At 73.4% G+C, this 7,760-nt stretch carries 8 protein-coding genes and 2 pseudogenes; 4 read left to right on the top strand and 6 right to left on the bottom strand.

All coding sequences use genetic code 11. From position 1 onward, the window contains the following. Positions 1-127, bottom strand: a pseudogene (locus NCC78_RS23985) (Scr1 family TA system antitoxin-like transcriptional regulator); the annotation flags it as partial. On the opposite strand from NCC78_RS23985, the pseudogene NCC78_RS23980 reads away from it, so the two are divergent. The 3 genes and pseudogenes from NCC78_RS23980 to NCC78_RS23970 form a co-directional block, all read left to right on the top strand. Continuing rightward, a pseudogene (locus NCC78_RS23980) lies at positions 110-451 on the top strand (hypothetical protein); the annotation flags it as partial. The pseudogenes NCC78_RS23985 and NCC78_RS23980 overlap by 18 nt on opposite strands. After that, entirely contained in the window at positions 424-1,137 is a 714-nt protein-coding gene (locus NCC78_RS23975) for a response regulator transcription factor (RefSeq protein WP_250797203.1), read from the top strand. The pseudogene NCC78_RS23980 and the gene NCC78_RS23975, both read left to right, overlap by 28 nt. Positions 1,138-1,211: 74 nt before the next feature. Further along, entirely contained in the window at positions 1,212-1,934 is a 723-nt protein-coding gene (locus tag NCC78_RS23970) for a hypothetical protein (RefSeq protein WP_250797201.1), read from the top strand. On the opposite strand, the gene NCC78_RS23965 is transcribed toward NCC78_RS23970, so the two are convergent. The 5 genes from NCC78_RS23965 to NCC78_RS23945 form a co-directional block, all read right to left on the bottom strand. Next, positions 1,816-2,796, bottom strand: coding sequence for a GlxA family transcriptional regulator (locus NCC78_RS23965; protein ID WP_250797199.1), 981 nt, complete (start codon positions 2,794-2,796; stop codon positions 1,816-1,818). The two genes, NCC78_RS23970 and NCC78_RS23965, sit on opposite strands and share 119 nt — an antisense overlap. Before the next feature lie 4 nt (positions 2,797-2,800). Next, positions 2,801-3,433: an isochorismatase family protein gene (locus tag NCC78_RS23960; protein ID WP_250797198.1), complete on the bottom strand. Its 633-nt coding sequence runs from the start codon at positions 3,431-3,433 to the stop codon at positions 2,801-2,803. Between the two features lie 232 nt (positions 3,434-3,665). Further along, the gene (locus NCC78_RS23955) at positions 3,666-4,424 is read right to left on the bottom strand and encodes a lysophospholipid acyltransferase family protein (protein ID WP_250797196.1); all 759 of its coding nucleotides are present in this window, start codon (positions 4,422-4,424) and stop codon (positions 3,666-3,668) included. A 172-nt stretch (positions 4,425-4,596) separates the two neighbouring features. Then, on the bottom strand, positions 4,597-6,657 hold the full coding sequence (locus NCC78_RS23950) for an amylo-alpha-1,6-glucosidase (RefSeq protein WP_250797194.1): 2,061 nt from the start codon (positions 6,655-6,657) through the stop codon (positions 4,597-4,599). Continuing rightward, positions 6,657-7,028, bottom strand: coding sequence for an SCP2 sterol-binding domain-containing protein (locus NCC78_RS23945; RefSeq protein WP_250797193.1), 372 nt, complete (start codon positions 7,026-7,028; stop codon positions 6,657-6,659). Before NCC78_RS23945 ends, NCC78_RS23950 begins: the two co-directional genes overlap by 1 nt. 148 nt (positions 7,029-7,176) lie before the next feature. Between NCC78_RS23945 and NCC78_RS23940 the strand changes: the two genes are divergently transcribed. Then, the coding region (locus NCC78_RS23940; RefSeq protein ID WP_372495189.1) for a DNA glycosylase AlkZ-like family protein at positions 7,177-7,760 on the top strand (584 nt) is incomplete at its 3' end.

The following is a 7,760-nucleotide window of genomic DNA, read 5'->3' as shown; positions in this document are numbered from 1 at the left end:
GCATCACCGCGTCCCCGCCCACCGGACGGCTCACCACCGCCTCATCGAGCACCACCCACAGATCGACCGGATCATCCTGGGTCAACAACGACTGACGGCCCAGACGGACACGCACCCGCTGCTGCACGAGCTGCGGGCCGCCGTCGACCTGGCCGAGCGGAACGGCCTGCCGATCGACCTGGTGACCGTCGGCGCGCCGCCGCCGCTGCCGGTGGAGGTCCGCCGCCGGCTGGCCGACCCGCTCACCGCGACGCTGGCCGAGGCCCGGGGCTGGGCCCGGCTGACCGTGGTCTCCGGTCCGGACGAGGTGGTGGTCAGCCTGGTCACCCCGGACGGCGACGGCCCGGACGCCACGGCCCCGCCGAGGCACGCCGACGAGGGCGGGCCGGTGGAGCAGCTCTACGAACGGGACGGGGAGATCAGATGGACGCAGACCCGGTGGCGGCGGTGACCGGGGAGCGACCGGTGGGCGTGGCGATCGTGGACGACCACCCGGTCGTCATCGAGGGGGTCCGCGCCTGGCTGGCCACCGAGCCCCGGCTGAGCGTGCTGGCCACCGGCGACGACCCGGACGCGGTGCTGCGGGCCGCCCCGCACGCCGAGGTGGTCCTGCTGGACCTCCGGCTGCACGGGCGGATGGCGCTGGACAAGCTGGCCGAGCTCAGCGCCGCCGGCCGCCGGGTGGTCGTCTACTCCGAGCACACCGACCCGCAGACCATGCTCGCCGCGCTGGACGCCGGCGCGGTGGCGTTCCTCGCCAAGCACGAGGGGCGGGAGCACTGCGTGGCCACCGTGCTGGCCGCCGCCAGCGACCGGCCGTACGTGCCGCCGGCGCTGGCCGGGGCGATCGTCGGTGACGCGCGCCCGGACCGGCCTGCCCTGTCGGACAAGGAACGCGAGGCGCTGCTGCTGTGGTTCCAGTCGATGTCGAAGGCCTCGGTCGCCCGGCGGATGCGGATCAGCGAGCACACCGTGAAGCAGTACGTCGACCGGGCGCGGATCAAGTACACCCGGGCGGGGCGGCCGGCCGCCACGAAGGCGGCGCTGCTCGCCCGGGCGATCGAGGACGGCCTCGTCCGGCCGGAGGAGATCGGCATCTACCGGTCGCAGGCGTCGTACGACCGGCCGACCCCCTAACGGCCGTCATGACATCCAGGCTGGTGATCGGGGAGGCTCGACACGAGATGCCGTCTGCACCGGAGGTCGAGACGATGCACGATGACGCGTCCCCGTTCTTCATCGCCCCACACCGGTTCGACGCGCCGGACGACGTCGGTCCCGTGCTGGACCGGCGGCACGAGCTGGTCCCCCGCGCCGGCGAGCGGATCCTCGGCCGGCACCGGCTGCGGGTGGCGGGTTACGTGCTGGGCCCGACCGAGGCGTGGCGGCGGTGGGTCCTGCCCGGGTCGGTGGCGGTGACCGTCACCGACCGGCGCGTCGCGTACGTCGGCACCGGCTCGCAGCTCGCCCTCGTCGACGGGGTGGACGACGCCCGGCACCGCCGGGGCGTGCGGCGGCCGGGCCTGGTCAGCGGGCAGATCCGCTGGCAGTGGCCGTCCCGGCTGGAGCTGCTGCCGGCCGGGCCGGAGCACCCCGCGCAGCTGCTGGTCGTCTGCGACGCGCTGCGCACCATCCAGCAGCCGGCGCTCGCCCTCGGCGGCCCGGCCGGACAGGTGGCCGAGCTGGCCCGCCAGGTGCGCCGGGCGGTGGCCGTGTTCCGGCTGACCCGCCCCGAGCTGGTGGACCTCTCACCGCCGGAGCGGGACGTGCTGGCGGTGCGGGCCGGGATCGGCCCGCACCGCGAGGACGCCCGGATCACCCTGCCGGGCTCGCTGCCGGTGGAGTTCCGCTCCCGGGACGACTACTACCGGCGGGACCGCTCCGACCGGGTGTCGTCCGGGCCCGCAACCGACGCAGCATCCGGGCATCGGTGAAACCGACCGTGCGGGCGGCCGCCTCCACGGTGGCGCCGTGCCCGATCAGGTGCTCGGCGCGTTCCACCCGCAGCAGCTGCTGGTAGCGCAGCGGGGTCAGCCCGGTCGTCTGCCGGAACAGCCGGGTCAGCGTCCGCTCGGCCACCCCGCCCGCGGCGGCCAGGTCGGTCAGCGGCAGCGGCTCGGCGAAGCGGCGGTCGATCAGGTCCTGCACCTGGTGCACCGCGTCGCAGAGGTGCGAGCGGTGCCGCATCATGGCGCTGGCCTGCTGTTCGTGGCCGTTGCGCCGGGCGTACACGACGAGCGTGCGGGCGATCCGGGCGGCCGCCGACGGGCCGTGCCGGGTGGCCACCAGGTGCAGCGCCACGTCGATGCCGCTGGCGATACCGGCCGAGGTGACCACCCGGTCGTCGACCACGTAGAGCACGTCGCGGACCACCCGCGCGCGGGGGAAACGCCGGGCCAGGTCGTCCTGCACGTCGTGGTGGGTGGTGCAGCGCCGGCCGTCGAGCAGGCCGGCCCGGCCGAGGGCGTACGCCCCGGCGCAGATGCTGGCGACGGTGCCGCCGGCCGCGTGGTGGTCGGCCAGCCGCCGCAGGTCCGCCGGGTCGACCGGCCCCTGCGGCCCGTGCGCCGACGGCCGCCACCCGGGTACGACCACCAGGTCGTCGCGGGTCAGCTCGGGCCACCGGAGCCCGGCCACCAGCGGTACGCCCTGCACGGTCGGCACGGTCTCCCGGTCCGCGACGTAGTGCAGCCGGTAGTCGTACCCGAGGTCGGCGGCGGTGGAGAAGACCTGGGCCGGGCCGGCGAGGTCCAGCAGGTGCAACTGCGGGACGAGCAGGAAGACGACCCGGGCCATCGGTTCAGCCCCGCGCGCCGGCGCCGACGGGTTCCCGTCCGGCGCCGCCGGTCGCGCCGGTCACCTCGGCGACGGTGCGGACGGTGGCGAAGCGGCCGGCGAGGGCGTACTCGGTGCGGGCGATCATGTCCTCGTTCGACAGGGTGCGCGGGTCGGCGAGGATCTCCGCCAGGGTGGCGGTGGCCGGCAGGTCCCGGTGCGGGGTCGGGAAGGTCACCGTCGCGTCGGTCACGAAGGTCATCTCGTAGCCGAGGTCGCACCCGACCCGGGCGGTGGTCTCGACGCACTGCTCGGTACGGATGCCGCAGACGGTGACCTCGCGGATGCCCGCCATGGTGAGCACCTGCTGGAGGTTGGTGGTGGTGAACGCGTTGTGCGACGTCTTCACCAGCGTCGGCTCCCCGGCGACCGGCGCCAGCCCGTCGATCAGGCGGACGTGCCCGGCGGCCGGGTCGAAGACGCCGCCGCTGCCCGGCTCCGCGTGCAGGACCCAGACCACCAGGTCACCGCGCCCGCGGGCCGCGTCGACCAGCCGGTTGACCTGACCGACGATGTCGGGGTTCGAGCCGTGCGCCCAGATCGGGCGCTGGCGGAAGGACTCCTGGACGTCGATGACGACGAGTGCTGCTCTGCTCATGCCTTCGATCCTGACCGGGCGGAAGCCCCGACGGCAGGCACCGTCCGGCCCCACTGCGGAACGATCCGGCCACCCACCCGCCCCACCCGCTCGCGCCGGCCGCCCGAAGCCTGTTGATCAAGAGGTGCGTCCGGATCCGCCCCGACATGGACGCGAACCTCTTCGTCACAAAGGGCGTGGGCTGGTGGGACCGGCAGCGGGCGCGGGCCGGGTGGGTGGGTGGGTGGGGCGGTCAGGCCCAGGGGTCGGCGGCGGCGGACCGGCGGCGGACCTCCAGCTCGGCGGCCTCCTCCAGGGTGGGGGCGGTGCCGCCCAGGTGCCGCGGCAACCACCAGCTGTCCTCCGGGCCGGCCGGCGACTCGGGGTACTCCCGCTGGGCCCGGTCGACCAGCGCGGTGAGCCGGGTCTTCAGGTCCGCGGTCATCGCGTTGGCGTCGGCGTACGTCGCCGGGTCCATCGGCTCGCCGACCAGGATGGTGATCGGGACGTGCCGGCGGGTCAGGGTGCGGGGACGGGCCTTCGTCCACAACCGCTGCCCGCCCCACAGCGCCACCGGCAGCACCGGCACGCCGGCCGCCGTGGCCATCCGGGTGGCGCCGCTCTTGAGTTCCTTGACCACGAACGACCGGCTGATCGTCGCCTCCGGGAAGACCCCCACGACCTCGCCGCGCTTCAACGCGTTCACGGCCTCGTTGTACGACCCGGTGCCCGCCCGCCGGTCCACCGGGATGTGCCGCATGCCGCGCATCAGCGGGCCGGAGACCTTGTGGGTGAAGACCGACTTCTTGGCCATGAAGCGCACCAGCCGCCTCGACTCCTGCGCGCCCAGCCCGCAGAAGATGAAGTCCAGGTAGCTGACGTGGTTGCTGGCCATCACCGCCCCGCCGGTACGCGGCACGTGGTGGGCGCCCTCGATGGTGATCTTCAGGTCGAGGACCCGGAACATCGCCTTGGCGGCGGCGATCACGGGCGGGTACACGAGTTCCGGCATTGCGCGAATTTACCCTGTCCGGCCGCCCGTCACGCCAGGGCCGAGCGTCCTGCCCGGCCCCGTGTCTTGATACTCGCCCGCACCCGCACCCGCACCCGCACCGACGGCGACGGCTCGTCGGGTCCCGCCGGCCGGGAGGGCAACGCCGGCCGGCGGGACCACCGGTGACCCGTCAGTCGGCCATCTTGTGCAGGTCGAGCCGGCCGCGGGCGAACGCGTCTACCCGACCCCACCGGCCCGGGATGTCCAGCACCTCGATCCGCCCCATCCCGATCGGCAGCCGCGGCTCCACCGCGAGGTGCCCCTCGTGCGGCTCCAGGCCCAGCATGGTGCGCAGCAGCAGCAGCGGGGTGCCGGTCGACCAGGCCTGCGGGCTGCACGCCGTGGGGTACTCCACCGGGAACTTGGTCAGCTCCCGCTGGTAGCCGCCGAACGCCTCCGGCAACCGGCCGTCGAAGTAGGTGGCGGCGTCGAGGATGCCGTTGGCGATGGTGGCCGCCTCCTCGGCGAAGCCGTACCGGCGCAGACCCCAGGCGATGAACGAGTTGTCGAACGGCCAGATCGTGCCGTTGTGGTAGCCGATCGGGTTGTAGCGGACCTCCCCCTCGGCCAGCGTCCGCACCCCCCAGCCGGAGAAGAGCCGGGGCCCCACCAGGTGCTGGGCGATCTTCTCGGCCCGCTCGTGGTCGACGATCCCGCTCCAGAGCAGGTGCCCGATGTTGGAGCTGAGGACGTCGCAGTGCCGCCCGTCCGGGTCGAGGGCGAGGGCGTAGTACTCGCCGTCCTCCACCCACCAGTCCCGGTTGAACCGCTGCTTCAGCTCCGCCGCCTCCCGTTCCAACTGATCGGCGAAGTCCGGGTCACCCCAGAACTCGCGGGCCAACCGGGCGCCCCGGAGCTTCGCGTCGTACGCATACCCCTGCAGCTCACAGGTGGCCCGCGGAAACGGGGGCAGCCTGCCGTCACGGTAGGAGATGGAGTCCCAGGAGTCCTTCCAGCACTGGTTCTCCAGGCCCGTGTCACTGTTGCGCCGCTCGTACCAGATGTAGCCGGTGCCGACCAGGTCGGCGTAGTCGTCGATCCACTTCAGCGCGGCCCGCGACTCGCGCTCCAACTCCTTGACCAGCGCGACGTCACCGCTCCACTTCTCGTACTCGTCGAGCAGCACCACGAACAGCGGGGTGGCGTCCACCGAGCCGTAGTACGGCGAGTGCGGCTGCTCCTCGAAGGCGGCGGTCTCGCCGTACCGCATCTCGTGCAGGATCCGGCCCGGGTCCTCGTCGCGGAAGTCGTCGAACCGGGTGCCCTGCAACGCGGCCAGGATCCGCAGCGTGGTCTTCGACAGCTCCGGCGTGAACGGCAGCGTCTGCAGACAGGTCAGGATGCTGTCCCGACCGAACATGGTCATGAACCAGGGCAGACCCGCGGCCGGCAGCGCCGCCCCGCCCAGGGAGAGCGGCGAGAAACGCAGCGCCGCCAGGTCGATCAGGCTGCGCCGGTACGTCGAGGCCACCCGGTCGTGCTCGCTGTTCACCTTGGGCGCGTTCGCGACCCACTCCTTGAGGTCGTGCTGCAGGGCGAGCCGCTCGGTGCTGTGCGCCCGCACCCCCATCCGCAGGTCCCGGCCCCCGGGGCCGAGGGCGAAGGTCTTCACGTCGATGCTGGTGTCCCAGTGCTGGTTGGGTTCCAGGTGGACGGTGTACGCGAAGCCGGTGCGGTCGTAGCGGGCCGGCTCGGACGAGGAGATCACGGTCTCCCGCTTGAAGTTGCCCCGCCGGTAGCCCAGCCGCAGCCGGTCCGGCTCGACCTCGGTGTAGATCTCGCCCTTCTTGTTGAGAATCTCGTCCTTGACCTGGAACAGGTCGGCGAAGTCGGACGCCGCCTCCATCCGGATCTCGAGGTCGACCGGCTTCTCGTCGTGGTTGAGGATGGTGATCTGCTCCCGGAAGCTCCCACCTACCGACCGCTCCCGGATGATCGACAGCTTGGCGTCGATGTAGTGCGTCGCCAGCCCCGGCACCAGGAAGAACCGCGCCTCGTAGTACTGGAGGTCGTCGTAGGAGAGCGGGTTAAGCCGATCCCCGTTGACCGTCAGCACCCAGGTCGACAGAAACCGGGTGTCGAGGGAGAAGAGCCCGGTCGGCTCGCTCGGCGTCGCCTCGATGTCCCCGGTGTCCTCCGACACCACGAAGGTGTTGCCGTCGAGGATCCGGACCGTGTTGCTCTGCGCCATCAGCGCACCTCCCTCTGGAAGCGCCGCCGCGGCCCACGGGCGTCGGGCGAGCTGGGAAAGATCCGCTCCACCTGCACCACCAGCCGCGGGTCACCCGAGACCGTCATGTCGCCGCGCAGCACGGCCGCCAGCCCGTGCTCCCGGCCGGCGACGACGTCGTCGAAGAGCGCGGGGCTGGTGCCGATCACCGTGTCCGCCTCGAGGTCCTCCTGGCTCACCTGGAGCCGGCCGTGGTCGATGCGGAGCAGCCAGTGCGTCGTGCGCGCCCCCTCGTGCAGGTCGAAGCGCAGGGTCCCCGAGGACTTCTCCAGCAGGGGCTCGTACCCCCGCCGGTCGAGGTCCTCGAAGAACCTCGTGGTCGCGTCCACCATCGAGTCCTCTCCTCCCGGTCGGTCATGTCCCGACCTGGGAAGTCCCCCTCCGGTACGCCGTCAACCTCGCCCGGATCGGGTGAGTCGGCGCCCCGGCGCGTCGTACGCCCGCAGTAGCCTGCGAGACGGACGACGAACGGGGGGCGTCATGGGCGCGAGCGGGCCGGAGATCAGCCGGCAGCAGGTCCTCGCCTACCGGGCGGCGGCGCAGGAGCTGGACCGGCCAGGTCGGCGGCCGGCCGACCTGGCGGTGCTGGGGCTGGGCGTGCAGGACACCCCGTACGGTTCGGCGCGGCTGGCGCTGGCGGCCCGCGGCGTGCCCACGCCCGACGACGACCGGCTGGAGCTGGTCTGGTCCATGCGGGGTGCCCCGCACCTGCACCGCCGCGCCGAGCTGCCCGGCCTGGCCGCCGCGATCTGGCCGATGAGCGACGCCGACGCCACCCGGCGGATCGCCGGCCAGATCCGCGACGGCGCCGCGCTCGGGCTGGCCGCCTTCGAGGCGGCGGCGCGCGCCTTCGCCGAGGTGGTGACGGCGCCGATGGCGAAGGGCGAGGTGAGTCGCGCGGTCAGCGACCGGGTGCCGGCCGAGCTGACCTACGACTGCGGGCCGTGCCGGGCCCGGCACATCTCCGGGGCGCTTTTCCAGCAGGCCGGCCTTGCCGGCGGCACCCGGCTGGAGGTCGCCGGCCGGTCGACGACGCTCGCGCCGCTGCCGGGTTGGTCCGGGGC

It is taken from the genome of Micromonospora phytophila (genome assembly GCF_023656545.1).
GTDB lineage: Bacteria > Actinomycetota > Actinomycetes > Mycobacteriales > Micromonosporaceae > Micromonospora > Micromonospora phytophila.
This window is presented reverse-complemented; position numbering and strand designations above follow the sequence as displayed.